The sequence below is a fragment of the Pedobacter sp. AK013 genome, from assembly GCF_014205835.1.
Taxonomy (GTDB): Bacteria; Bacteroidota; Bacteroidia; order Sphingobacteriales; family Sphingobacteriaceae; genus Pedobacter.
Window position 1 is genome coordinate 83,092 of the sequence record NZ_JACHCQ010000017.1, and the last position, 26,425, is coordinate 109,516.

Annotated in this window: 17 protein-coding genes; 6 read left to right on the plus strand and 11 right to left on the minus strand. The window is 37.7% G+C overall.

Features of this window, described 5'->3' with window-relative positions:
- Positions 1 to 2: 2 nt before the first annotated feature.
- Positions 3 to 353 (minus strand): hypothetical protein, encoded by a 351-nt coding sequence (locus HDC90_RS13040; RefSeq protein WP_184467002.1) that lies wholly within the window; start codon positions 351 to 353, stop codon positions 3 to 5.
- A gap of 199 nt (positions 354 to 552) precedes the next feature.
- On the opposite strand from HDC90_RS13040, the gene HDC90_RS13045 reads away from it, so the two are divergent.
- Together HDC90_RS13045 and HDC90_RS13050 are read left to right on the plus strand one after the other, a co-directional pair.
- The gene (locus HDC90_RS13045; RefSeq protein ID WP_184467004.1) at positions 553 to 1,770 is read left to right on the plus strand and encodes a sterol desaturase family protein; all 1,218 of its coding nucleotides are present in this window, start codon (positions 553 to 555) and stop codon (positions 1,768 to 1,770) included.
- On the plus strand, positions 1,760 to 2,452 hold the full coding sequence (locus tag HDC90_RS13050) for a lysoplasmalogenase (protein WP_184467006.1): 693 nt from the start codon (positions 1,760 to 1,762) through the stop codon (positions 2,450 to 2,452). Before HDC90_RS13045 ends, HDC90_RS13050 begins: the two co-directional genes overlap by 11 nt.
- Before the next feature lie 443 nt (positions 2,453 to 2,895).
- Here HDC90_RS13050 and pbpC read toward each other — a convergent pair whose 3' ends face one another.
- The 4 genes from pbpC to HDC90_RS13070 form a co-directional block, all read right to left on the minus strand.
- On the minus strand, positions 2,896 to 5,268 hold the full coding sequence (gene pbpC / locus HDC90_RS13055) for a penicillin-binding protein 1C (protein ID WP_184467008.1): 2,373 nt from the start codon (positions 5,266 to 5,268) through the stop codon (positions 2,896 to 2,898).
- Positions 5,269 to 6,354, minus strand: coding sequence for a Fic family protein (locus HDC90_RS13060; protein ID WP_184467010.1), 1,086 nt, complete (start codon positions 6,352 to 6,354; stop codon positions 5,269 to 5,271).
- A gap of 260 nt (positions 6,355 to 6,614) precedes the next feature.
- Positions 6,615 to 7,250, minus strand: coding sequence for a hypothetical protein (locus HDC90_RS13065; RefSeq protein ID WP_184467012.1), 636 nt, complete (start codon positions 7,248 to 7,250; stop codon positions 6,615 to 6,617).
- A gap of 82 nt (positions 7,251 to 7,332) precedes the next feature.
- Entirely contained in the window at positions 7,333 to 12,930 is a 5,598-nt protein-coding gene (locus HDC90_RS13070) for an alpha-2-macroglobulin (RefSeq protein ID WP_184467014.1), read from the minus strand.
- Positions 12,931 to 13,063: 133 nt separating this feature from the next.
- Here HDC90_RS13070 and HDC90_RS13075 point away from each other — a divergent pair, with 133 nt between their 5' ends.
- Positions 13,064 to 13,567, plus strand: coding sequence for a nuclear transport factor 2 family protein (locus HDC90_RS13075; RefSeq protein WP_255497637.1), 504 nt, complete (start codon positions 13,064 to 13,066; stop codon positions 13,565 to 13,567).
- Between the two features lie 60 nt (positions 13,568 to 13,627).
- Here the strand turns inward: HDC90_RS13075 and HDC90_RS13080 are convergent, their stop codons facing one another.
- Both HDC90_RS13080 and topA read right to left on the minus strand, forming a co-directional pair.
- Positions 13,628 to 14,032, minus strand: a complete 405-nt coding sequence (locus HDC90_RS13080; RefSeq protein ID WP_184467015.1) for a hypothetical protein — start codon at positions 14,030 to 14,032, stop codon at positions 13,628 to 13,630.
- 85 nt (positions 14,033 to 14,117) lie between these two features.
- Positions 14,118 to 16,679 (minus strand): type I DNA topoisomerase, encoded by a 2,562-nt coding sequence (gene topA / locus HDC90_RS13085; RefSeq protein ID WP_184467017.1) that lies wholly within the window; start codon positions 16,677 to 16,679, stop codon positions 14,118 to 14,120.
- A 593-nt stretch (positions 16,680 to 17,272) separates the two neighbouring features.
- Here topA and HDC90_RS13090 point away from each other — a divergent pair.
- Positions 17,273 to 17,785, plus strand: coding sequence for a glutathione peroxidase (locus tag HDC90_RS13090; protein WP_113947247.1), 513 nt, complete (start codon positions 17,273 to 17,275; stop codon positions 17,783 to 17,785).
- Between the two features lie 72 nt (positions 17,786 to 17,857).
- Here HDC90_RS13090 and aqpZ read toward each other — a convergent pair whose 3' ends face one another.
- The 3 genes from aqpZ to HDC90_RS13105 all read right to left on the minus strand — a co-directional run bounded on the left by aqpZ (position 17,858) and on the right by HDC90_RS13105 (position 20,235).
- Positions 17,858 to 18,565, minus strand: a complete 708-nt coding sequence (gene aqpZ, locus HDC90_RS13095) for an aquaporin Z (protein WP_184467020.1) — start codon at positions 18,563 to 18,565, stop codon at positions 17,858 to 17,860.
- Positions 18,566 to 18,908: 343 nt separating this feature from the next.
- Positions 18,909 to 19,745 carry an MBL fold metallo-hydrolase gene (locus HDC90_RS13100; protein WP_184467022.1) on the minus strand — a complete coding sequence of 279 codons (837 nt, stop codon included), beginning with the start codon at positions 19,743 to 19,745 and terminating at the stop codon, positions 18,909 to 18,911.
- Positions 19,746 to 19,791: 46 nt separating this feature from the next.
- Complete coding sequence (locus tag HDC90_RS13105) at positions 19,792 to 20,235, minus strand: MarR family winged helix-turn-helix transcriptional regulator (protein WP_184467024.1); 444 nt, start codon at positions 20,233 to 20,235, stop codon at positions 19,792 to 19,794.
- 170 nt (positions 20,236 to 20,405) lie between these two features.
- Here HDC90_RS13105 and HDC90_RS13110 point away from each other — a divergent pair, with 170 nt between their 5' ends.
- Positions 20,406 to 21,635 (plus strand): MFS transporter, encoded by a 1,230-nt coding sequence (locus tag HDC90_RS13110; RefSeq protein ID WP_184467026.1) that lies wholly within the window; start codon positions 20,406 to 20,408, stop codon positions 21,633 to 21,635.
- Between the two features lie 141 nt (positions 21,636 to 21,776).
- Here the strand turns inward: HDC90_RS13110 and HDC90_RS13115 are convergent, their stop codons facing one another.
- Positions 21,777 to 22,796, minus strand: coding sequence for a LacI family DNA-binding transcriptional regulator (locus HDC90_RS13115; RefSeq protein ID WP_370576619.1), 1,020 nt, complete (start codon positions 22,794 to 22,796; stop codon positions 21,777 to 21,779).
- Between the two features lie 457 nt (positions 22,797 to 23,253).
- Between HDC90_RS13115 and HDC90_RS13120 the strand changes: the two genes are divergently transcribed.
- Positions 23,254 to 26,421, plus strand: coding sequence for a TonB-dependent receptor (locus tag HDC90_RS13120; protein ID WP_184467028.1), 3,168 nt, complete (start codon positions 23,254 to 23,256; stop codon positions 26,419 to 26,421).
- The last annotated feature ends 4 nt before the right edge of the window (positions 26,422 to 26,425 follow it).

Consider the following 26,425-nt stretch of genomic DNA (forward strand, 5'->3'; position numbering starts at 1 on the left):
GTTTATTTTACAACAATCTGTTTCGGATCGGTAACTAAAATTTGTTTTTTACCTTTAAATTCTGATATAATTCCAGTAACACAAATTTTATTTCCCATAAACATGCTTGAAGGTTCTGAAGGGAATTTACGCTCATCTTCTTTATTGATGACTACTGTGAGCAGTTCTTTTGGATAAGCACCGCCTAAATTAATTAGCGTTAATTTATCTAAAGCCTTTGCACTATATACCGAATCACAAATGGTTACATTTTTACCGATATATTGAGCAGCATCTTTAGCTAATACCAGCGTTTGGCTCTTTGCATAAAATGCCATGGCCATTGGCAGAAGAAAGAGAAATAATTTTTTCATAGATGGGATGATTTTAAATGAAAATTTAACAACGCCAAAAACATTAGTTTAGCCTTTGCAAAGGTAAGCTGAATTTGATAGAAATTAATAACTAAAAACCTAACAAGCGCAAATATTACATGGATTGGATTTTATGTTGAGCTGGAAATTTTCTAAATTGTAAGGTAAATATTGCTAGCCAAATATTTTTTCTGTTTATATGAAAGTAGACTACATTGCATTATCTGTACCGATATTTTTTATTCTGATCGGAATAGAATTGGCCTATAATTTTTATAAGAAACTAAATTATTATCGGTTTAATGACAGTATTGCCAATTTAAGTCAGGGTATAGGGCAGCAACTCACCGGTATTTTTATGAAAACCGCGTTGTTTTTTGGTTACAAATATATTTTTGAGCATTGGCGCTTATTTGAATTACCTAAGACAATATGGGTTTGGGTACTGTTATTTATTGGTGTCGATTTTTTCTATTATTGGTTTCACCGGATGAGCCATGAAATAAATGCTTTATGGGCTGCGCATGTTGTACATCACCAATCAGAAGAATACAACTTAACCGTAGCGTTAAGGCAGAGCTGGTTTCAGGGCTGGTTTAGCTGGGTATTTTACCTGCCATTGGCTTTCGTTGGTTTTGACCCCATCATGTTTTTAACATTAAGCGCTTTCAATACTTTGTACCAGTTTTGGATTCATACCAGGGCCATTAAAAGCATGGGCTTTTTAGAGTATATTTTAAATACACCATCACACCATCGGGTACACCATGGTTCTAATCCAAAATATATTGATAAAAACCATGCCGGTACATTAATTATCTGGGATCGCTTTTTTGGAACTTTTCAGAAAGAAGAAGAAGAGGTTTATTTCGGTATAACCAAACCTTTAGCCAGTTGGAATCCTGTTTGGGCAAACCTTCATTATTGGGATGATTTGGTTAAAACAGCAAAACAATCACCTAAATTAAGTGATAAGGTTAAAGTTTTTCTTAAACCTCCGGGCTGGTTTCCATCGCACCTGGGTGGATTTCAACCTGCACCTGAAATAAATATCGAAACCTATAAAAAATATAATCCAGTATATCAATCGAAGCTAGCAGGCTATGTCTTAACCCAGTTTTTGGTTGCTTTAACAGCAGGATCTGTGATATTGTTTTCTTATCATAAAATGGAAAACATCGCTTTGGTTTGCGGGGTTATTTTTACCATATTAACATTAATTACCTGTGGCGCTTTATTGGAACATAAAGTTTGGCAAATTAGGTTTGAGTATTTTAGGTTGTTATTTGGGGTTTTACTGATTTTGTTTTTGAAATTAACTGTAGGATATCAAGTAATTTTTATGGCTATCCAGTTAATATCCGTAATTTGGTTTTTTAATTTGCAAAAGGCAAATCCTAACCCTGATGAAGACTAAACTATTTTCATTTATATTTTTCCTCGTATTTGTAATTCAGCTGTATGCTGAGTATGACAATAATATCGAGCTTCTAAATTTCTCTAAACCATTAATTGTCGCAATGCTTCTAGCCTGGCTTTATCTTAGCACAAATTTGAAAGGACGTTTTCACAAGAGAATTTTTACAGGATTAATTTTTGCATGGATTGGCGATATTTTGCTGATGTTTCAAAGTGGTAAACCTAGCTTTTTTATATACGGGTTAATCGCTTTTGTAGTCTGTCATATTTTTTATATCAGGGCGTTTACACTCGATCATAGATCGAATCCTAACCACAAAACGCCCTACTTTTTGTGGGCCGTAGGTGCTTTTGCCATTTTTTGCTCTGGCCTGTTTTTCTACCTGCAGCCAAAACTAGGCGCAATGCAGTTCCCTGTTTTAATGTATGCTATTATTATCACCGTTATGGCTATTATGGCTGTTAACCGATATGGGAAAGTGAATATTTTTAGTTTTAAACTCATTTTATACGGTGCGTTGTTTTTCTTATTGTCAGATAGTGTGTTGGCTGTGAATAAATTTGCTCAGCCCATTCCGCAGAGCGGGGCTTTAATTATGGCAACCTATATGATTGCGCAGTATTTAATTGTTTATGGAACAATTTCGAGGCAGCTAGTGGTTACCAGGACTGAGGTGTAGTTACCTGAATTCAATTATTTTTTTGCTATAAATATTTTGGTTATCAGTTTTTTGTGTTGTATTTGGCTTATTGCAGAAATAATTTTTGCATTTGGAGCGCAAAGTCTGTACTAAACTATAAGTTTCTTCCCGTTTTCTGCTTATACGCTTCGCTGCCTCGTGCCTCGTTGCTGCAGGGTAACGCTGCCAACCGGGGCTAAATGGCCAATATAGTATTTCATTTGTGGGGTTGTTGGGCGCAGAAACCCTTGTTACTAGACCCGATTGCGATGTAAAGCCCACAGCGCAGACTTGAAGTAGGACTACAAGTCGCCAAGAATGGATATACCCTCCATTTCCCTGATAAAAATTGTCATTTTGAAGTGTAAAAACTTGTAGTAAATTTAATTTTCCTATCTGGCAATTTGTCTTTATCAGTAAAAAACTGTGGCTAACATTTGCAATTACTTCTTTTCTTTATCTAAAACTGTAAAAGTTTGCACCAGCCTTTCTCCGTTCTCATCAACCAGGGTTAAAGTATGTTTACCTGGTGGCGGACTAATGGCCAATTGATGAAAATTAGTGGTGGTACTAACATATTCATTATCAATATGCCAATATATTTTAGCACTTGGATTTCTGTGTGCTGCATTAATCACAATTTTACCTCTTGTTCCATCTAGCTCTAAGGGAATGTAAACTATTGCATTGTTTTTCGGATAAATTACCTCCATTGCACTATTTCCGGCAGAGAGGTCACAGCCAGCTTTAAAAGGAGGGAGGGATTTATAATCGCTATTTTTTATTTTGTAATAATATTCCATTGCTGGTGGTAAAATAAACCAGCTTTTGTGTTGCATATGTGTTATACTTTCACATTGGTCGGTAACCCTAAAAATACCTGTTCTATCCAAATGAATCAGTTTGTGAAAAGGGCAAATGGCAGTCTTTTCTCCTGAAACTGGGACAAGTTCTTGTGCTACTTCAGTACAGTATTCCCCTGCTTTGTAGCCACTTTTTTTACATATATTAAGCTTTTTGAGTTTGGTTGTGGGCGTTTCGAACCATTTTCCATTGGGTAATAATCTAAAAATATCGAAGAGTACCGGTGCTGCTGCTTCTATTCCAACAAGACCAGGCCTACCTTCGCCATCGGCATTGCCCACCCAAACGCATACCACATAATTTGGGTTTAGGCCTATGGCCCAGGCATCGCGGAAACCAAAACTCGTTCCCGTTTTCCATGCTACCCTTTGCGATGAGGAAAATTGTTCCCACAAACCTTCATCACCTGGGCGCATCACTTCTTCCATGGCATTAAAGGTGGCCCATATTGCACCATGGTCTAAAAATGAATTGCGCTGATAATCTTTTTCTTCTTTGGTTTTATTGTTAAAGTAAGTTGCCTGTTTATAATCTTCAGGATTGTAAAGGCCTTTAAAGGTGTTAAAATGGTTTAGTGTACGTACCATGCCCATGTAAGTGTTGGCCAGATCCCACATCGTAACTTCACTGCCACCCAAAATTAACGATAAACCGTAATGATCTGCTGACTGGTTCAGTGTTCCTATCCCCATTTTTTTTAATTTATCGTAAAAACGTTCATATTTATATTGCTGCAACATTTTTACCGCAGGGATATTTAAGGAGCGGCTCAGCGCTTTATCAGCAGCAATGGCACCATCATAACCTAAATCATAATTTTGTGGCGAATAGCCCGCTATTTGAGTCGGAATATCTGGAACTAGGGTGTGCGGCAATATAAATCCATCATTCAACATACTGGCATAAAGCAAAGGTTTTAAGGTACTACCCGGACTTCGTGGTGCTTTAATCATGTCCACATGGCTTTGCAGTTCGGTATTTTCTGGCTGATAGATATTTCCTACATAACTTAATACATGGCCAGTTCTGGTATCAAGTACCAGGGCAGAAATATTGTTGATGTCGTTTGCCCGATAGCGGTTATTGTATCGTTTTAATATGGCATTAACTTTTAGTTGTATGTTTTCATCCAATGTAGAAGTAATTCTAGTAAAAGAGATTTTAAGACCCGCGCGTTCTACTTTAAAACGGTTCAATAGATGTGGCGCATTTTGAGGCAAGGGCATAGGCTTACCTGGAACGGGTTCTAACTTAGCTAAATTTGCAGTGGCCTGATCGATATATTTTAGTTTAGCCAGCTTATCTAATAAATCATTTCTTTTTTTAATTAATCTCGTCGAGTTTTTACCAGGATGAACCAGCGACGGGCTGTTAGGAAGAACGGCCAAGGTGGCCATCTCACCCCACGAAAGTGTTTTAGCATCGCGACCATAATATCGCCAACTTGCTGCCTCCAAGCCCACCACGTTACTTCCAAAAGGAGCGTTAGCAGCATATAAACCTATAATTTCTTCTTTTGAATATTTTATTTCTAAGCGTAAAGCTAAAATCGCTTCCAATAATTTTTGCCAAACCGTTCGGTCTTGTTTTCGTGATAAACGGATTACCTGCATGGTTAATGTACTGCCGCCACTTACCACGCTTTTAGCCTTCCAGTTTTGCCGCATGGCTCTGCTCATGGCCAATATATCTACGCCAAGGTGGCTATAAAACCGTTTATCTTCAAAAGCAATAATGCAATCCTTAAATTTTACCGGAACGCTATCAGCTACAGGGAAACGCCACTGCCCATCGCTGGCAATTGCGGCACTTAATAAATTACCATTGCTGGCCTCGATAACATAGGAGGTAGGCGTTTTGAAAAGCTTTGATGGTAATGAAAAAAGGAAAGCCAAAAGCAGTGTAAAGCAGATGAGATCGGAAATAAGGAAAGCTTTTGGGATTTTGTTCATTTAATTTTTTTCTAAAATATCAAGTAATTTATAATTGATATAAAGCTTCTCTTTTCCCACTTTTGTTGATTTTAAGAACCCGTTAGATTCTAATGAAGTAAGATAATTTCCTACTGTTTTAGGTGTTCCTAAATTGGCATTTGTCAGTGTTTGTCGTTTTGTATAAGGTAATTTGAATAAAATTTCAATTAAGTCTTTTGAATACACTTTGGGTAATTTCAATTTAATTTCATCAGCCGTTATCTCCATTAATCTGGTGATATTTTCCAATTGGGTTATACCTTTTTTCGCTGTAACTTCTATCATATCTAGCATAAAAATGATGTAAGGTTCCCAATTATTATTTTCAGTTACGGCTTTTAGATTTTTATAATAATCATTTTTATTCCTGATGATGTATCCGCTCAAGTAAATGGCAGGAATGTGTAAAAGCTTACTTATTTTTAAATATAATAAAAGTAAAATACGTCCGGTTCTGCCATTTCCATCAGCAAAAGGGTGTATTGCCTCAAACTGATAGTGCATGACCGCCATTTTTATTAAAGGATCGATTTCTTTATTAGTATTTATGAATTTTTCTAAATCGGCTAATTTTTCTCTAATAATGTTTTCACCTGTGGGTGGTGTATAAATCACTTCACCTTTATTGTTTTTTAAAGTTGTTCCTGGGGTGTTTCTAATTGCCGCCCGGTTTTGTTTTATACATTGTACGATCTCTATGCATAAATTTGTAGTGATAAAGGGTTTTTTCTCTAGTTTTTCTAAACCCAACCACAAAGCTTCTTTGTAATTTAAGACCTCCTTGGTTAAACTATTCTCAAAATTACTGTCAGCTACCAGATTTTTGTATAATTCATCATTTGTTGTAATAATATTTTCTATTTCTGAACTGGCTTTTGCTTCCTGTAAATGAATGGTATCTAAAAAAAGTGTTGGGTTTGGTAAATTAACGAGTGCACCATTTAATTGCGCTAGCGCTCTGCTTGCAGAAATTGTTTTAAGCAATATCTTCTTCGTTTCAATATCCTTATTAGGAGGTAATAAAGGTAATTTATTGTAAGGTATTTCTCGTTTAAAGTTTTCCATAACAGAAGTGATTTTTACCTGTATAAATAAAACGAGTGTAAATATAATGAAATTTTACACTCGTAATTTAAACGAGGGTAAAATTTACACTCGTAATTTAAACGAGGGTAAAATTAAACACATTTTACCCTCGTTTTTAAAGCATTCTAATAATAGGAGTGATACAATAACATATTGTATTTCTTAAAGCCATTTCGTGCCTCCATAACAACTAATGTAGGGCGCGGAGTTATAAAAAGGAGCTTAAGCGCACTATAAATTTATTTATCAAGCCCCTTATTTAATATCGTTTCAAAAACTGGCTGAAAATGGATTAAAACTTTATCGTTAATGAGTTTGTAATTCTCTTTATCAAAAACCACATCATCGAATTTGTGATTTTTATAGCCTGGTTCCAAGAGTATTTTAAAATCATTGCTTCCTTTTATGTATCTGATTAAGGAAAAGTTATAGAACAACATTGGGCGCTTATCATATATACTTAATGTGGCTATGCCAAAATCGTGATTAAAACCATAAAACATTTGCATAGGATCTGTTATGGTGTAGGCATTTTTTTTTCTAATCATTATAATTTGATCCAGATTGTTTTTAATGCAGAAATCTTCAGCATAAGCAACCATTTTTTTGTATTTATATCGTTCAGAAAAATACTCAAGTTCGCTAAAATCAAAATTTTCTAATTCCTTATTTTCGATGTTCTTTTTATTTAAATAAGTAGTTAAAAAAGTTAGCAGATTAAAATTCAAGTCATTTTCGGCAAGTACTTTTGGTTTAAATGCACCTTTAAGGTAAACATAACCCATTTGGTAGTTAACGTTTGATACAATTCCGGTTTTTTGCGCAATTGAACACAAGGGAATGAGAAAAACTAGGATTGTGAATATAATTTTCATTCGGCTGTTTTCTGTTTTTAATTGATTTTCCTTTTTTAATCTTAAGGTCGTAGCGAGATGCTACGACCAGTATTTGCCAATTTTACTTCACTACTTGCACCCATTTGCCAGCTTCAGTCGCAGAAATATCGTTGTTATACATCGCTTCGCACTGAACGGCAGATAAATAGTATTTACCTAAATAAGAAGCATTAAGTAATACTTTATAAACTAAACTTTCGCCTTCTCTTACATTAAAATAAGTGAAAACGCGGTCATCCCTAATATCCTGGTAGGTAAAAGGTGATGAGGCTAAAATACTTTGGTTGTCATTTACACGGGTATTGATGATTTCCCAGCCTGAAGGGAAAATTTGAGTTAGTGCCATTTGTTCGTAATAGCCCATTCTGCCAGGGTTTTTTACCGTTATTTCTGCATAGAAATCAGTTCCTTGTTTTAAAGTTGTTGGGTCCAGTATTTTACCATTTAAACGTTTGTAAGTTACGCTCATATCCAATACCTCTGGTCGGTTTGGCAAAAAGTTGTTCTGACCTGCAACTGGTTGTCCTTCTAAAACCAAACGAACAAACAATACATTATTACCATTATTGGTAATAGATGCCGTATTTCCTTTAAAGGTTATAGGCGTACTGTTGATGTATTGATTTGAACTTACGGGTGCCGATTTCCCATCCAGTATATACTGATATTGCAGTTTATTTGCCGATTGATTTGAACCACAGAATTTAGCGATAGCCAACAAACTATAAGCGGTTGTTTGCGTGCTGTACCAAGTGTTTTCGCCTAATTTTGAAGCTAATGGTTGTAATAAACTCGCGGCTTTTGCTTTCTGACCAAGTAAGGTTAGGGTTTCTAAAATCATCGCTTCATCTCGTACATCTGAGCCATAAGTTCCGCCTAATTGTTTGTAAGCCTGAATGGACGTATCTAAACCCCTGATCATATTTTGGGCAACATCATTTTGACCAGCCAGTTTATAAGCAGCGGCCAATCGCCATTTTGCAGCGATTGATAAGTATTCAAAAGCTTTTAAACGGTTCATTGCTGCCATTTCGGGCTTTTTAGCTAAAGCAAGCATGTACAAACGATAGGCCTGGGATAAATCTCCTCCATAAAAATTATTGCTGTTTGGTGCCCAGTTTGCTGCTTTTGATTTTTGATAGCGCAATAGCTCATCTAAAAGACCAACAGGAAGGGTATAACCAGCATTTTGTGCTTCAACCAGGAAATGACCGGCATAATTGCTTCCCCATTCATCAGAAGTGCCTTCACCAGGCCAGTAAGACAAACCGCCATCTGTAGTCTGGAAGCCTTTAATCCGGTTTATTCCAGCTTTAATGTTTTTCTCTGTTGTTGCTTTTTGCTGTTCATTCAACGGGCTTAATCTATCCAGGAATAATTGGGGAAATATCCCCGAGGTAGTTTGCTCTATGCAACCATGTGGATATTGAATAAGGTAACTCAATCTTTTGCCAAGGCTGATTGCAGGGATAGAAGAGACCTCTAATGAACCAGAATTTGTTCCTGTCATACCGATTGGTAAATAGTTAACAGCCCATTTGGTATGCGGTTGAACAGTTGCTGATACCACATTAGTTACGTAAGGATTTGGATTTCTGATATCCATTTCCACATCATAAACTGTTTTTTCGGCGCCACTTTGTGCAATCACTTTTACTTTGGCAATGCCTACTGTGTTGGGTGCTTTAACTTCAAAATAGGTCATTTGCTCGCCTGTTTGTTTGTAGTAAAGCTGCTGTTTGTTACTGCCTTGAACAATTAAATTACTTGCTTGAAGTTGTACTGATACATTTTTTAGGTTATTCTCTGTGGCAAAAACGGTTACTGGCAAGGTGAAACTTTCTCCCGGACCAATAACTCTTGGCAGGGTAGCCAAAACCATTAATGGCTTTTTAACCTGAACCGATTTTTCGGTAAAACCATATGCAGCATCCTGTCCGGCAACTACCATAGCTCTTACTGCACCTATATACTGTGGTAATTTAAACTTATGTGTTTTACTTTCGCCTTTGCTAATGGTAAATGGTCCCATAAATTTAACCACTGCTTTAAAACGGTTAGCTTTTGCAGGATTTAAGTTCTTGTTGATACTACCATCACCACCAATGCTTAAAATACGTTCTAAATTTCCGCCCCACGCACCTAAAACATAGTCGAATAAATCCCATGTTCTTACCCCCAATCCTTCTCGGGCATAAAATGCGCCATGTGGATCTGGTGTTTTAAATCGGGTTAAGTCTAGCAAACCTTCATCTACAAGGGCAATGGTATAGGTCATTGCTTTGCCATTCTGTTCACCAACAGTGATGGTGTTTTCGGTTTCGGGTTTGATTTTATCCAACATTTTTATGGTTGGTTTTAGGATGGTTTGCGGATCTTCAACCGAAAGTGGAATAGCACCATACATCCTGATTGGTAAATCGTTTACCGTTTGGGCATGCGGCTGTAATAAAGTGATATTGGCAAAAACATTAGGTGCCATCTCTTTCTCCGCCTTAAACTTAAATTGCGTTTGCCCGGCTTTGGTATCTATCCAGAAAGTTTTTAATACCCGGCTTCCATTTTCAATGGAGATTAATGCTCTTCCATTTTTACCCGTTGGAATGGTTAAAGTAATATCTTTTCCAACAGTGAATTTTTCTTTATTAGCCGTGAAAGATAACATAGACGCCTCTGTTGGGTTGCTGCCCTGTTCGCGCTGTGCCCAGCCCGGCCAATCTACATAAACAGATTTTCCGGTAACATGTCCACCATTTACATCGCGTACTAAAATAAGATAACGGCCCCACTCTGGTTCGTCAACACGTAAATTCCAGCTTCCTTTCCCGTTAAATAAGTTTATCTGATGACTTTCTACCAGCTTGTTGTACTGGTTTTGGGTAAAGTTGGCGTAGGTATATTGATCATCCTGTTCCCACCACCAGCGCCATTGCGTTTTATATAATTCTACCTGAACGGTTTTGCTTCCACTCAATAATTTTCCGTCGGTATTTACATTTACAATTTCTATTTTATGGTCTTTTCCAGTAACCAGCATGCCACTTAAACGGTCACCTTTTTCTGGTCGGATGCCCAAATAATTGTTATATACATGATAAGGTATGCTAAAATTATCGATGCTGAAATTACCCCCAGGTTCGAAAACTTTGGTGGTAAAGTTTGCTCTTAACACACCAGGAGCGGTATTGTTCTCATTAAGGTTGGTGTTAATCTGGGCAGTACCGTTCTGGTTTAAAGTACCTTCAAAAATGGTTTTAACCTGCGACTGGAAGTTAACCGTAGGGTTATCAAAACTAAAACCTTCAAAGCCTTTAAATTTGGTTTCGGTGGTGTTTAAGTTTACATCAACCTTTGCTTTTAAGTTTTGTGCAACGGCACCGAATAACCATTTGGCGGATAGGGTAGCGGCTGATGTTCCCGAGCTTAAATATGTTCTATTGCCAACGTTGAAATCAATTTTCAAGCGGTTTGGCATAACGGTTTCAATTTTTAAGGTTTTGGTAAAAGTAGCACCACCTGCTTTAACTTTGGCCATCCAGTTACCAGTAGGAGCAGTACTTTCTGTAGCGGTTTTAAAGGTATAGAATCCATTTAAAGGTTTGCCATTGATCAATCTTTTATAAAGCTGACCTTTAGGGTTATAGAACTCCATGGTTACCGGATAATTGGCTGGCAATTTTTTTAGTTTGTCTTCCAGCACGAAAGAAACAAATAAACTGTCGCCCGGTCGCCAAACGCCACGTTCACCGTAAATAAAGCCTTTTAAACCACTTTGGACTACATCGCCACCCACATCGAACCTACTTAAAGGAAGTGAGCTTCCGTCGTCTAATTTGAGGTAGCCACGTTCTGAGCCATTTTTAGCAATTAATAAGAAAGGTTGACGTTTCAGGTCAAAGCGAGCAAAACCATCACCATCAGTTTTGGTGGTAAAAATGATCTGTTTCTGGTAATCCATTAATTCCAGGTTTACACCACTTAATGGTTTTGCGGTCAATAAATCGGTTGCAACAATGAGCATGCTGTTATCGTTGCCCCGTTTGGCTACCAAGCCAATATTCGAAGCAATTAAGTTTCTGCTGGCCCAGCGCTGGTTGGTGTAAAACGATGGTGTACATGGATTGTCTTTGTCATTCCACCGGTAATTTGGCGGGTAATAATTATTATAACGCTGCCAAAAGTCATCGTCTTCATCAATCTTTTCACCATAACCTTCGTAATCTCCATATTCAGATTCTTCATCACTATTACTGCCATCTGCTTTTTCTTCCCCTACCTTACAATTGTAGGCGTTATATTCCCGTCTGAAAGCAATGGTAACCCTGTACATTGCGCCAGGCTCTGTACGGATCATCTTGTCAAGATCAAGGGTAAAACGGTTCTTTTTATGAAGGTTAAGTGCCTTGTCTTCATCTAATCGTACCGTTTTTTGCAGAATAGGCTTGGCAACCCTACGCAACTCGTTACCGTCTTTATAACCATTGGTTTGAAAAAACTGCGGTATGTTGTTTTCGTAAATTTTAATTACTGTAACATCAACAGCCTTTAAATTAATCGCCTCGAAAGGTAAAACCAGCTTTCCGGAGTTGGGTAAAATCGTACCTGCACCAGCAATGGTAACCGAAGGTAATTTATCTTCGAAAACAAGGTTGGCCATTTTGCCATTGGCTAGTTTTTTAGCATTGATATTTTCAACGCCCGCATTTACATTTAGTGCATAATTGCCCTTAAGTTCTTCTGCTGCATAAACTTTAACCTGACTTGCGTCAATGGTGTATCTTAGATCGCTCAGATTGCCGAGCGTTATCATGCCCGTTAAATCTTGCCCAACACCAATTGGTTCAGAAAACTGTACCAATGCATAATCTTCTTCACCCTGAATGGCCTTCATATCCAGGATTTCGAATTTATTTATTGCCGGAACACGCACTTCTACGGTTCCTTTTTGTTCAGCATCAATGGCATCGCCGTCCCAATCTATTTTTAAAGTTTGGTCGTTTCCGGTTTTTTTTATACTATCGATAGTAAATTTCGAGGTGTTTTTTGCGGGATCATGCTGCCATTTGATTTTTAATTTTTGGTCAAAATCCAACGAAACCGCTTTCTCTATTTTGCTGCTTTCTTCAACATCGGCAGTGGCCACTTCGCCCGTTAATTTCATGTAATCCAGTGCAGTATTGTTCTGCGAAACCAATCCGTTTTGAGAGAGCATTAGCCCCGGGGTAATTACTTTAAACTCAAAGTCGAAATCTTCAAGACCTTTTTCTGTAGCAGAAACTTCCGAAAGTTTAAAGGTAGCCTCATAGTTTTTGCCAGGCTTGAGGTTTTCATCAGGTCTAAATTCAACCGTTTGGGGGTCTATCCAATAGGTTTTACCTGAGATAGAAGGAGAGAAGTCGAAAAGTTCACGTGTATCTGCTTTGCCCAGATCCTGCATACCTGTTGCCGCATTGGCGAGGTGGACGCGGATAAAACTCTTTTTTGAAATGGTACCGGAAGTATAAGCTTCTATATATTTCGCATAAGCCTGGTTTTCTTCGTGGTTTTTCTTTTTTCTATTAAAATAGATAAATACAATTGCTGCTATTGAAACAGCTAGTAATCCGATGAAGATAAATTTCTTTTTTGAGGAGGATTGGTAGGTAGATGGTTGTTCCATGAATGAAATTCGTTAAGATAAATGGGAATATAATGGTGCGGCTGCCGCAATTGCTATGCCGTAATTGATCTGAATAAACCGAAATCCCTCTATTCCTTCCGAAAATTAACTAAAATTCAGGTTAAAATTAATTATGTTGAAAATTAATGCCTATGGTTTGTTCCTTTGCATGGTTTTGGATAAGTTTACAGCATCAATCCCAATACAACCAGATATGATAAAGAAACTTTTGATTTTTTCGTGTTTATTAATTTCTACACAGTTTTGTTTTGCGCAGAAGGCTGAAGTAGAAAATGCAGTTAAACTATTGACCAAACTGATGGTAACCCCGGATAGTGTAGCTCTCGATAAAATTGTGCTTAATAATTTAAGCTATGGCCATTCTAGTGGAAAGATACAAACTAAACAGGAATTTATGCATTCATTACTTTCTGGAGAATCTGATTTTGTGGATATTAATTTAACTGATCAGACTGTTGTTCTTCAAAATAAAACAGCTTTGGTTAGGCATACCTTAAGTGCTAAAACAAACGATAAAAATGTTCCTGGGAATGTGAAATTGTATATTCTTTTAATCTGGAGTAAAGAAAAAGCAGGATGGAAGTTGCTTGGTAGACAGGCAGTTAAAGTGCCTTAGTTCAGTTTCCAGTCTTAAGTCCTAAGTCGGCAGTCCAGACTCTAGACTGCCGACTTAAGACTATTTAATCATCACCCCAGGTCTGTTTACCAAAGGGATTTTAATCAGATTCGAATCGATGATGCTTTCTGGCAGGAAAATAAATTTCTTATCGTAAATGGTGCTGCCAATGTAATAACTCAACCAGTATTCGTTTGTTAAGCCAAAAACTTCAGGATCAATGGCTTCTACCCCTGCAAAAGAATGCGCTTCCATATCGCCTACAAAATGCCTTAATACGGAAGTTTTTACCTGCTTGCCATCCTTTTCACCATAACCTTTAGAGCTGATTAAAACATTGGTTATCGGTTCATTTTTTAAATTTACGAGATAAACCGTCCAATTTTTTACTTCAGGAGTTTCACCCATCAATACAACGGCCATTGCGATATCTTCAACTGTATTTTCTGGTAAATCTGCTTTCATAACCACTATTTGTTCTCATACTGAATTTATTTTAGCATGTTTAAGATAAAGACGCTGAAACAAGTTCAGAGGGGACGATATTAATTTATTTCTTTTTAGCTACGGCCTTTTTAACAGGTGCTTTTTTCTTTGCCGGTGCTTTTTTCTTCGTTTCGAAAGCATTAGGCACTTGCTCTACAATCATTTTTTTAACCACTTCCAAATCAATATCAGCCAATTCTTCTGGTGTATATTTTTGCTTGGTTGCCTCGTTATTCCTTAATTTGAGCATCAATTTACCAAAACGGATAAACGGCCCCCAACGGCCATTTTCGATCGAAATTTTTTCGGCTTCCCAGGTTTTAATGTACCTATTGGCTTCTTTCTCTACTTTTTTGCCAATTAATGTATTAATATCTTCCTGTGTTAAGTTATCGAAATCGTATCCTTTTGCCGGGATATTAATAAATAGATCGTTCCATTTAATAAACGGACCAAAGCGTCCTTTACCTTTTGTAACGCCCAAACCTTGGTAATAAGCGATAGGTGCATCGGCATCCATTTTCTCTCTGATAATTTCAACCGCCCTTTCATAAGTTACTGATAAAGGTTCTTCATTTTTAGGAAGTGATATAAAACTTTCGCCCCATTTCACATATGGTCCAAAGCGGCCCACACCGATCACTACTTCTTTACCTTCGAAATCAGGCAACTGGAAAGGAAGTTTGAACAGCTCCAGGGCATCATCCAAGGTAATGGTTGCCACTGATTGATTACGCATTAAACTGGCATAACGCGGTTTTTCTTCCTCGTCAAGCTCACCTATCTGCACTAAAGGACCAAATTTACCCACTTTGGTATAAACATTTTTACCAGTGGCAGGGTCAATACCCAATAAACGTTCGCCAGTAGCGCGTTCAGCAGTTTCTAAGGTTGTTTCTACTTCACTGTGGAAAGGATTATAAAATGAGTGCAGCATTTTAGTCCATTCTTGTAAACCTTGGGCAATTTCATCAAATTCCTTCTCCACTTTTGCTGTGAAGTTAAAATCGACAATACCTTTGAAATGTTCTACCAGGAAGTCGTTTACTACCTCACCGATATCAGTAGGGAAGAGTTTTGATTTCTCTGCACCTGTAATTTCTGCTTTGATTTCTTTTTTTACCTGTCCATCAGTTAAAATGATAGAAGTAAACTTTCGTTGTTTGCCATCTCTATCTTCTTTAACCACATAACCACGGTTTTGCACTGTAGAAATGGTAGGGGCGTAGGTAGATGGACGGCCAATGCCTAGTTCTTCCAGTTTTTTAACCAAACTAGCTTCTGTGTATCTTGCTGGCGGGCGCGAATAACGCTCTGTTGCCTGCATTTCTTTTAAAAATAATTCTTGTCCTTTTGTTAAAGGAGGCAAAATTGCACCGCCTTCTTTTTCTTCAGTTTCTTCATCATCAGTAGATTCCAGATAAACTTTTAAGAAACCGTCGAACTTTAATACTTCACCTTCGGCTACTAAATGTTCTTTTCTGGTTGAAGCAGTAATCTGAGCGGTTGTTTTTTCAAACAAAGCCTCACTCATTTGTGATGCAATTGAACGTTTCCAGATTAAATCATATAAACGTTTTTCTGAAATATCTCCATCTACAGTATGTCTGTCGAAATACGTTGGGCGGATGGCTTCGTGCGCTTCTTGTGCACCGGCTGATTTGGTTTTATATACCCTTGGCTGATGATATTTATCGCCGTAAGCAGATTTAATTTCGGCGGCAGCAGCATTAATTGCAGTTTCTGATAAGTTTACAGAGTCAGTCCTCATGTAAGTAATCTTACCCGCTTCATACAGCCTTTGTGCAACCTGCATAGTTCTGGCTACCGAAAAACCTAATTTTCTCGAAGCTTCCTGCTGCAGTGTTGAGGTGGTAAATGGGGCTGCCGGATTACGTTTTGAAGGCCTTGTTTCTAGACTGGTAATATCGAACCTGGCATTTACACAGTCTTGAAGAAATTTTTCAGCATCAGCCTCATTTTCGAAACGTTGTGGCAGCTCTGCTTTTACAATTTCTCTTCCTTTGCCAGTAGAAAACTGAGCAGTGATTTTATAGGCTGCAGCAGCATTAAAGTTTAAAACTTCTCGCTCTCTATCAACAATTAAGCGTACGGCAACTGATTGTACACGGCCTGCAGATAATGATGGTTTAACTTTTTTCCATAAAACGGGAGAAAGTTCGAAACCCACCAAACGATCTAATACACGGCGCGCCTGTTGGGCATTTACCAAATTATAATCAATTCCACGCGGACTATCAATTGCTTTTAAAATGGCTGGTTTGGTAATTTCATGAAAAACAATACGTTTTGTTTTCTCTACTTTTAGGCCTAAAGTTTCGAATAAGTGCCACGATATTGCTTCCCCCTCGCGGTCCTCATCGGATGCTAGCCATACCATTTCGGCTTCTTTAGCTAGTTTTTTTAGTTCGGCGACGACATTTTTTTTGTCAGTAGGTACCTCGTATGTTTGGGCAAAATTATTCTTGATATCAATCGCCATATCGCCCTTAACTAAATCACGGATATGGCCATAGCTAGATTTCACCAGGAAATCTTTGCCTAAATAGCCTTCTATAGTTTTAGCTTTTGCGGGTGACTCGACGATTAATAAATTTTTGGCCATGAAATACGTTTTTGTGCAAATAAAGCTATAATTAAAGCATAAATCCAAACCTGAAGAGAATTTAATACATTTTTTTTATTAGATGAAGGTTAAATCTGCCTATTTGTGAGAAGTTTTTAATTTGGTTTTAATTTTTTTGTTTTTGAAAAACAACATCAATGCAATTGGGTTAGGGTTGGTCTCGCCCGCGTTTCTGCCGATGAAAAATTGGTATCTCACTTCGCTCGGGTTTAGGTGGCTTGGCTGATGCTACTATTGAAGTTTTAATAGTTTTGTGCTAAACTGAAGTTACAAAAAAGCAGCAGGTTGCTGTTAATAGCCCACAGCGCTGGACTATAGCGATAGCAGGACTGTAATTGCTCAGAATTACTGCACTTGCATTTTCTGATCGAAAAAGAATTGATTCTTTTGAATGCAGCTAGAACTAAAATTTCATTAAAAAGACGGTGAAGAGGATTTTTTGATGAAATAAACCGTTTTTCTTACAATCGCAAAGCCTTAAGCGCTTTAATGATGCATATCATATAATTTACAGGCACATTACATCAAGGCAACCGATTTGTGACTATATTCGTATATAAAATAAAAAAACGATGATCAGCACAATTTTAATCCTATTAAACTTATTGGTGTCGCCACCAAAAAATGTTTACGATTTCAGCTTTAAAACCATTGATGGTAAAGAAATTAAGCTGTCGAAATTTAAAGGCAAAAAAATCTTAATTGTTAACACGGCTTCTAAATGTGGTTTTACCCCACAGTATGAGGATTTAGAAAAATTGCAGAAAGAATATGGCAAAAAGGTGGTACTAATTGGTTTTCCTGCTGGTAACTTTGGTGGACAGGAGTTTTCTACCAATGCTGAGATTAAAGAATTTTGTACCGGAAAGTATAATGTTTCATTTTTACTTGCCGAGAAAAGCAGCGTTAAAGGCGATGATATCAGTCCTTTATTCAAGTATTTAACTTCTCAGACCAATACTGAGGAGCAGGGCGATATTAAATGGAATTTTGAGAAATTCTTAATCAACGAAAAAGGAGAGTTAGTACACCGTTTCCGCTCGAAAACAAAACCTACTGACGAGGCAATTGTTAAAAACTTATAAAACTTAGGATTTAGAGGTTAGCATTTAAATACTAACCTCTAAACCTTAAATTGTTGCATCTTTTTATTTAAACTAGTTTTTCTCCAAAACAGTTCTCCAAACTAAAGCACTAAGTGCTGCACCAATAATTGGCGCTACTATAAAGAGCCAAACTTGACTTAATGCTTGTCCGCCAACCAATAAGGCAGGACCAATGCTTCTAGCAGGGTTTACTGATACTCCGGTTACCGGGATACCCACAATATGAATGAGTGTTAAACTTAAGCCAATTGCCAGTCCGGCAAAGCCTCCATTGATATTTTTAGTGGATGTTGAGCCAAAAATGACCAATAAGAAAATAAAGGTAAGTACAATTTCGGCGATAAAACCAGCGTGTAAGCTGTAATGCTGTGGAGATAGCGCTTCAAAACCATTTTGCCCCAATCCATTTACTGCTAAAGAATATTCTGGTTTTCCTGAGGCAATCTGCAATAAAATAAATGCGCCTGCAATGCCACCAAGTACCTGCGCTACAATATAATAGGCAGCTTCGCTAATTTTCATACGGCCTGCTATGACCATTCCGATTGAAATGGCCGGATTAATGTGACAGCCAGAAATATGCCCTATGGCATAGGCCATTGCCGTAACTGATAAGCCAAAGGCAAAAGATATGCCTAATAAGCCAACTCCGGTTGTACCATTTGCACCAGCTATAACCGCGCTACCACAACCCATTAAAACCAGTACGAGTGTGCCTAGAAATTCGGCACTGAATTTAGAAAGTTTACTTGTCTCCATATAATTTATTATTTAAAGGTTTAAATATTATATTGGGATGATTCTCAATCGAATATAACTAAATTTTTAGAATATAAAATGGAATGAAGTATTGGCAATTTTAGCCTGGGTAAATTGAAAAAGAGAGTATGAGAAAGGGGGTTAAATCCATAAGCCCCCTTTAAACCAAACAAACTATTTATGAAGTTTATATAAAACGCCTGTTTTGATAAAAAGTTTTCGAGAAAATTAATTATTTGCTGTTAATAATAGCTTTGCAAGATCAATAGTAGTTTATTGTTTAAAAGTAGGCTATTCTGTAACCGAATTGATAAAACAATAAGTTATTTTTGACTTTATTCTGTTAAAACAAATTGAGTTGTGCTGGCTGGTGTAAGCTTGGGTCGAAATTGTAAGCTTCAGGTGTATTTTGCATATTGCTCACATAATATAACGCTGTTTCCTCATGTCTTGAGGCAACTTTAACAAGAATATCACCGGCAACATTTTTAAAAAGGTTTTCAACCAGCTCCGGGTCGTTATTGTCTTTTGATAAGTGGCTCAGTAATAAATGACTCATATACGGGGCTTTGTGGTTGATAAAAAGCTCCAGTGCCTGTGCATTGCTTAAGTGGCCGTGCCCGCTGGTAATCCTTCTCTTCAAAAAATAAGGGTACCGGCCATTTGCCAGCATCTGTGTATCGTAATTAGCTTCCAGGAATGCGGCATGGCAGTTTTTGAAATGAGTAATTAAACGGTCGCATACTGTGCCTATATCTGTAAAAACACCAACTCTTACCTCGTTACATTCAACGGTAAAACTATAAGGGTCAGCTGCATCGTGAAATTTGGAAAAGGCAATAATTTTTAAGCTGCCAATCTGAATGTGCTGTAAATGATTTAATGAAAAGGTATTGTTTACATCTAAAACTAACCTGCTGCTTTTTAGGGTAGCTGTGCTAATGTAGACTGGGAGTTTATATTTTTTAGCAAAAACCGCTAGCCCTTTAATGTGGTCGCTATGTTCGTGTGAGATAAAAATAGCTTTTACTTTATTTATCGGTAAACCCAAGCGGTTCATCCGTGTTTCAACCTCTTTACAGGTTAGGCCAATATCAACCAAAACAGCTTCCTTATCATTACCTACATAGTAACAATTGCCATTACTGCCCGAATTGATTGATGTAAAATATAGTGCCATTTTAAGCCTGCAAGATAAGGCTTATTTGACGAAGGAAAAAAGAAAACTATACTCTTGTGCCGTTATGTTCTACTAAGCGCGAAAGCAGGGGTAGGAAAGCCTGTATGAGGTTGATTTCTTCCGAAGAAAAGATTTTTTCCATGGTTTGTGCTAACCATTCTTCTTTTATTTTTCTACTGGCAATAATATGTTTTTCGCCAAGTTTGGTTAAGCCAATAAAAACCTTTCGTTTATCTTCTTCGCTGGGGAAACGTTCCACGCATTTGGCATCGAACAGGCGGTTGATGATCTGAGAAATAGCCTGTTTTGATACTCTTTCCATGTCTGCCAGCTCTGTAGATAGCATTTTTCCATGTTGTTCGAGCAGCGACATGGTCAATAATTCGGCGTTACTAAAGTCTGAACTTACATTCTGCTTGCGTAACTGTCTGGTTAGGCGGGTAACAGTGCTTCTTAACTTTGCTGCAATCTCTTGTGTTTGAGTAGACATCTTATTGGTAAATAAACTTTACAAATATAATATTTTAATTCTATTGGTGAGCTAAATGGTTTTTTAGTTATGCTTAAATTATGATTCTATTGTGATAAAACCACATGTTTTTTGTTTTAGTGTTTGGTTAAAAGTTTTTACCTTTGTAAAGTTACTTTACTATTTTAATCATGAGTATTTTTCGTTCGTTAAAGCATTACAATTACAGGTTATTTTTTACAGGTCAGGCAATTTCATTAATTGGTACATGGATGCAGCGTGTAGCCGTTAGCTGGTTGGTTTACCGTTTAACGGGATCGGCTTTTTTGCTGGGACTGATTACTTTTTTAAGTTTAATCCCTTCGCTGGTATTGGCGCCATATGCTGGTAGCTATGTAGATAGGCATAATAAGTATAAAATATTGGTGATTACCCAGGTAATTCTGATGCTACAGGCTGGTGCCCTGGCCTTAATGATCTGGTTTAAAGTATACGATATGTTCTGGATTGCGGCGCTTTCACTGGTTCAGGGTTTGGTAAATGCTTTTGATGTTACCGCCCGCCAATCGTTAATGGTAAATTTGATTGATGATAAAGAAGATTTACCAAATGCCATTGCGCTCAACTCATCAATGTTTAACGCCGCCAGGCTTATCGGGCCGGCGTTGGCAGGAGTAATTTTGAGTACCTGGGGTGAGGATATTTGTTTCGTGATCAATTTTGTAAGCTTTATTGCAGTGTTAGGTTGTTTAGTGATGATGAAGCTTAAACTCACTGTGCATCAAAAATCGACGGAAAATATCTGGACCGACCTGAAAAAGGGGTATGATTACCTTAAATCATCTCCTGATTTGGCCTCTATGGTATTAATGATGGCTGCATCGAGTTTATTGGTCATTCCTTTTACTACGCTTTTGCCTGTTTTTGCGAAAGATATTTTTAACGGAAATGCCACAACATTTGGGTGGTTTGAAAGCGCTGCAGGACTTGGAGCTTTCTTTGGAGCCATTTATATGGCTACTTTAAAAGCAGGTCAGAACCTGCAGAAAATAGTAATGATGTCGGGTATTTTGTTAGCCATTTCAGTTGTGGCGCTGGCTATATCACCATCACTTATTCTGGCTTTAATTTGTACCGGCTCAGCTGCTTTAGGTTTAATGGCACAAACTTCATCCATTAATACCTATTTACAGACTCATGCCGACGATGTAATGAGGGGCAGGACTTTAAGTTATTATATTATGGCTTACCAGGGCGTGTTGCCAATCGGAAGCTTATTAATGGGGTACCTTGCGCATCTTTTCGGTACGCAAGTGGTGGTTGCTTTTGAAGGTGTTGCAGGGTTGTTGATTGTTGCGGCGTTTGTGTATAATGAAAAACACAGGAATCAGTTTAAGGGTAATGCAATGTCGTTGAATTAATATATCATCTGGATTTTTTTGAATATTGGTATGTGTGATCGTCACCCTGAATTTATTTCAGGGTTTCAATAGATAGATAAAGATGCTGAAATAAATTCAGCATGGCAATCGCGTGTATACGGTGCACAAAATGCAAAACACTTACCCATGCACTACCAGCTTACAATCGACCATTATTTTTTGGTAATTCTGAATATCGATTTCTTTATTGATTAATTGTATCAATAACTTAATGGCATTTTCACCTACCGATTCAGGGTTTTCTTCAATAGAGGCAATAGGGGGTGAATCAAGATAACTGATGAAAGAGGTATTTCCAAATCCTATACACTCAATTTCGCCAAAGTTGGGGTGGTTTATCGATCTCAGGTATTTTATCGCGTCGAACAGGATAGGCTCTTTAAAAGCCACCAGCGCAGTCGGCATATTTTCCGGATTAGCAAATAAATTCTTAATTGCTGAGATGGTATTTTCCTTATCAAAATCGGTATAAGCAACCAATTCTGATGAAAATGGCACCTGATTATCTTTTAACGCATTAATGTAGCCATTAAAGCGATCGTGTGTGAAATTAATCATTTTCGGACCGCCTAAGTAGGCAATCTTTTGATGTCCTCTGTCTATTAAAAATTTGGTGGCCTGGTAACAGCCCTGAAAAGTATTGCCCAATACTTTATGGCAGCTTAGGTTAAAACTTGGGTTTCGGGTATAATACACTACTGGAATGCCCATGTTTTCGAACTGGTCTAAATGTGCGAAATCTTGTGTGTGTTTTGATATGGCCACAATTAAACCGTCTACCCGGCTCCGCAACAACATATTTGCAGATTGGATCTCTTTTTCCAGATCATCGTGAGATTGACTGATGATCACGTTGTATCCATTTTGTGTAGCAAACTGCTCTACACCATAAATACTTCTGGTAAAAAAATGATCTAAAAGATTGGGTAGGATAATACCAATAATCCGTGATCTCTTTTCCTTTAAGTTAATAGCTGATTTATTTGGCGTAAAATGTAAATCGCGAGCCATTTCCTGAACACGTTGTTTGGTGTATTCGTTTATGGTTGGGTAGTTGTTAAGGGCTTTTGATACTGTTGATACTGACATCTTTAACTTCTCAGCCAAGAATTTTAGCGTAACAGGGGTATTGTTCATCATCTTTTCCAATCTCAATGCATAGTTAAGAAAAAAAATACAATTATTTCAAACGTTTGAAATGAGTTTCAGTTGATTTTATTGCGTTTTAACCTACTTTAAAACGTTTTAATCTTTTAAGCTTTTCTAAATTCGTTATCACGAACACTAACTAACCAAATAAACATGATGAAATCTTTACTTACTCGCTTCAGTTTTAAAAGGGCATTTACTGAAGTACGAGGTTTAGTTGCAAAAACTAATCTCATTTTGTCGCAAAAATATTACATTTCAAAGGTAACATCATACCATTCTCAAGATGCTTAAGCAAAAAGCTCAAACATTTTCCTAATCACTCATCACGCAGCGGACGGGTAATATTAATACTAAACTAATTGGATGTGTATGGTTACATATCTAGTTATTAAGGGCCGACTGTGCATTAAATTTTAACAAAATAGATTTAATATTTATTACAATTATGGATAGACTTTACAATTTAAGAAGCACTTTACCATCTGTTGGATTTGAGAAAATTCAATGGTTAAAAGTGCTTTATACCTTCACTTTACTTTTTCTGATCAGCGCCTCTTTTACGGCTTTCGCTCAAACAACGGTAACTGGTACGGTAAAAGATAACAAAGGGATTACCTTGCCTGGCGTAAGTGTGAGGATAAAAGGAACGCAGATAGGAGCAGTTACAGATGATAACGGAAAATATGCTATTAAAGGTACTACAGGAAGCTCAATATTGGTTTTTGTTTATGTAGGGTATGCCACAAAAGAAGTTGCGGTTGCTGGTAAAACTGTAATCAACGTAATCATAGAAGATGATGCACAGGGATTGGACGAAGTAATGGTGGTTGGTTATGGTACGCAGAAAAAATCGACCTTAACAGGTGCTGTTGCACAGATCAGCTCAGAAGATATCATGAAATCGCCAACGCCGAACCCTACCAATAGCTTAATAGGCCGGCTACCTGGTTTGCAGGCCGTTCAAACCAGTGGGCAGCCGGGGGCTGATGCTTCAACACTTAAAGTACGTGGAGTGGCCACTTACAATAACTCTTCGGCAATTGTTGTGGTAGATGGGATTGAAAGACCCAGTTTTGCTGATGTAGATCCAAGTGAGATTGAAACGGTAACCGTTTTGAAAGATGCGGCTTCTACCTCAATTTATGGTATCAGGGGAGCAAATGGTGTAATTGTAATCACCACTAAGCAAGGAAAAATCGGTAAACCGCGCATTACCTATACGGGGAATGCTGCTTTGCAGACTTATACTGGTTTGGCTGTCGGATTAAATGCTTATGATAATGCCCGCTTGTTAAATCAGGCTTATAAAAACGACGGTCAGGCTGCACCTTTTGCCGATGATGAGCTACAAAAATTTAAAGACGGATCAGATCCGATCGGTTATCCGGATGTACAGTGGTTTGATTATTTAACACGTAAATTTTATCCTCAAATTACACACAATATCAATATTAACGGAGGAACAAAAATTGCTAAATATTTTGTTTCTGCAGGCTATTCATTTCAGGATGGTATTTTTAAAAAGTTCGATTCTCCTTATGGGATTAACACTGTTCCTAATTTTAGCCGTTACAATTTCCGATCGAATGTTGATTTACAGCTGAATAAAGACTTTACCGTTGGGATTAAGTTGGGCGGGCGTTTTTCTAACCGTTACCAGCCTTCAGGTTTATTGTCGTCATCGGCATTCTCCTATGATACCATTGAAGGGATGATTTCGCGAATTCTCCAGGTTCCTGCTTATGCTTACCCGGTTACTTTGCCTGATGGCAGAATTACAGCAAATCCAAACGTAGGTATCAACATCTGGAATCCTTATGCTATTTTAACCCGTTACGGAACACGTAATGATGATAGCAATACGATTGAAAGTACGTTTAACCTCGAATATAAATTAGGGTTTATTACCAAAGGTTTATCGTTTAAGGCCAATTTTGGCTACGATTCTTATTTTGTAAACCAACAGCGTAGAAATGCCAACTGGGCAGCTTATGTTTACGACCGTAAATCGGGTGCCATTACCCTTTCTACTGATACGAGGAACCGTGATGAGCCTTTAAGTTCTATTATCAGCGTTACCCAGGGAAGTACAAATTATAACTTACAGACCGGTTTTTATTACGACCGCGATTTCGGTAAAAGCAATGTATCCGGTTTAATTTTGGGTACCCGCCAACTGGTACGTACCAATGGGGGTGATATTTATACTGCACCGCCAAGAGCTGCACAGGGTGTGGTGGGCAGGGTAACCTACAATTATGCACAAAGGTATTTTGCAGAATTTAATGCAGCTTACAACGGATCAGAGAACTTTGCGTTTGATGGTTTCTTAGGTTTCCCAAGTCAGCAATATGGTTTTTTTCCATCATTTTCTGCCGGATGGACCGTCTCAAACGAACCTTTCTGGAAAAAAAACGATGCAATAACCTATTTAAAATTTAGAGGAAGTTATGGTTTGGTAGGTAACGATCAGGGAATTGGCAGGTTTTTATTCTTAACGAGTTATACTTCAATCCCAACAACTGTTTTTCCGGCGCTTCAGTTTGGGGCACCAAATTCGCCAACTACTTATCCAACAATCTATATCCCGGATAATGGATTGGGAAATCCGAAAATTACCTGGGAAACCGGAACAAAACGGAATCTGGGTATGGAGGCACGTTTCTTAAAGGATGCCTTGAAACTAAACGTTGATGTATTTGATGAAACCCGTAAAGATATTTTAACTTCTCCAAAAGATCAGCTTTTATCGTTCGGACATATTTATCCTTCATTAAACGTTGGCGTGGTTTATAATAAAGGTTATGAAGTAGAACTGGATTACCAGGGTAAAGTTGACCAGTTTACCTTTGGATTGAACGGACAATTGAGTTATGCCAAGAATATTGTTAAAAACGCATCAGAACCAGCCGGAACACCCGATGCACAAAAAACAGAAGGTAAACCGGTTGGCCAGTTTATTGGCTATTTAAATGATGGTTTTTACACTTCAGCTGCTGACGTGGCTGCTTCTGTTAAACCGCAAGGGGGCACACCGATTCCGGGTGATTTAAAATTTAAAGATTTGAACGGAGATGGTGTGATCACTCCTGATGATAGAACATCAATTGGCTATTCGCCAAATCCTGAATACATTTTCAGCATTACACCACGGTTAGCTTATAAAGGCATTACCTTATCGGTAATGTTTCAGGGAGTGGCACATGTAAGTTCGAACGTAATTTTAACAGAGCAAAATAACGGACAACAGATGTATCCGTTCATGCTTAATGCCTGGACACCTGAAAATGCTGCTACAGCTACATGGCCTGCACTACACGCAAGGGGATATACCGGTTTAAACTACTCACTTAACGATTTTATTCTTCAAAATGCAGCCTACATTAAATTAAGAAATGTAGAGTTGGCCTGGACTTTACCACAGGCCTGGACAAGTGCTTTGAAAATAGGAAGCGTAAGGGTGTTTGCAAACGGTCAAAATCTATACACATGGACAAAGTTTAAAATGTATGTAGATCCGGAAAACCTGAACACCGTTAACCAAACTTTCCCGCTTCAATCGCTTTATCCATCATCTAAAGTTTTCAATCTTGGTGTTAACGTTAATTTTTAATAAG

Coding starts and splice junctions, on each gene's coding strand:
- topA (WP_184467017.1), bottom strand. CDS start 16,679: ATGGCCAAAAATTTATTAATCGTCGAGTCACCCGCAAAAGCTAAAACT.
- HDC90_RS13050 (WP_184467006.1), top strand. CDS start 1,760: ATGAAGACTAAACTATTTTCATTTATATTTTTCCTCGTATTTGTAATT.
- HDC90_RS13100 (WP_184467022.1), bottom strand. CDS start 19,745: ATGGCACTATATTTTACATCAATCAATTCGGGCAGTAATGGCAATTGT.
- HDC90_RS13040 (WP_184467002.1), bottom strand. CDS start 353: ATGAAAAAATTATTTCTCTTTCTTCTGCCAATGGCCATGGCATTTTAT.
- HDC90_RS13110 (WP_184467026.1), top strand. CDS start 20,406: ATGAGTATTTTTCGTTCGTTAAAGCATTACAATTACAGGTTATTTTTT.
- pbpC (WP_184467008.1), bottom strand. CDS start 5,268: ATGAACAAAATCCCAAAAGCTTTCCTTATTTCCGATCTCATCTGCTTT.
- HDC90_RS13075 (WP_255497637.1), top strand. CDS start 13,064: ATGTTGAAAATTAATGCCTATGGTTTGTTCCTTTGCATGGTTTTGGAT.
- HDC90_RS13105 (WP_184467024.1), bottom strand. CDS start 20,235: ATGTCTACTCAAACACAAGAGATTGCAGCAAAGTTAAGAAGCACTGTT.
- HDC90_RS13115 (WP_370576619.1), bottom strand. CDS start 22,796: ATGATGAACAATACCCCTGTTACGCTAAAATTCTTGGCTGAGAAGTTA.
- HDC90_RS13070 (WP_184467014.1), bottom strand. CDS start 12,930: ATGGAACAACCATCTACCTACCAATCCTCCTCAAAAAAGAAATTTATC.
- HDC90_RS13065 (WP_184467012.1), bottom strand. CDS start 7,250: ATGAAAATTATATTCACAATCCTAGTTTTTCTCATTCCCTTGTGTTCA.
- HDC90_RS13080 (WP_184467015.1), bottom strand. CDS start 14,032: ATGAAAGCAGATTTACCAGAAAATACAGTTGAAGATATCGCAATGGCC.
- HDC90_RS13045 (WP_184467004.1), top strand. CDS start 553: ATGAAAGTAGACTACATTGCATTATCTGTACCGATATTTTTTATTCTG.
- HDC90_RS13090 (WP_113947247.1), top strand. CDS start 17,273: ATGATCAGCACAATTTTAATCCTATTAAACTTATTGGTGTCGCCACCA.
- aqpZ (WP_184467020.1), bottom strand. CDS start 18,565: ATGGAGACAAGTAAACTTTCTAAATTCAGTGCCGAATTTCTAGGCACA.
- HDC90_RS13060 (WP_184467010.1), bottom strand. CDS start 6,354: ATGGAAAACTTTAAACGAGAAATACCTTACAATAAATTACCTTTATTA.
- HDC90_RS13120 (WP_184467028.1), top strand. CDS start 23,254: ATGGATAGACTTTACAATTTAAGAAGCACTTTACCATCTGTTGGATTT.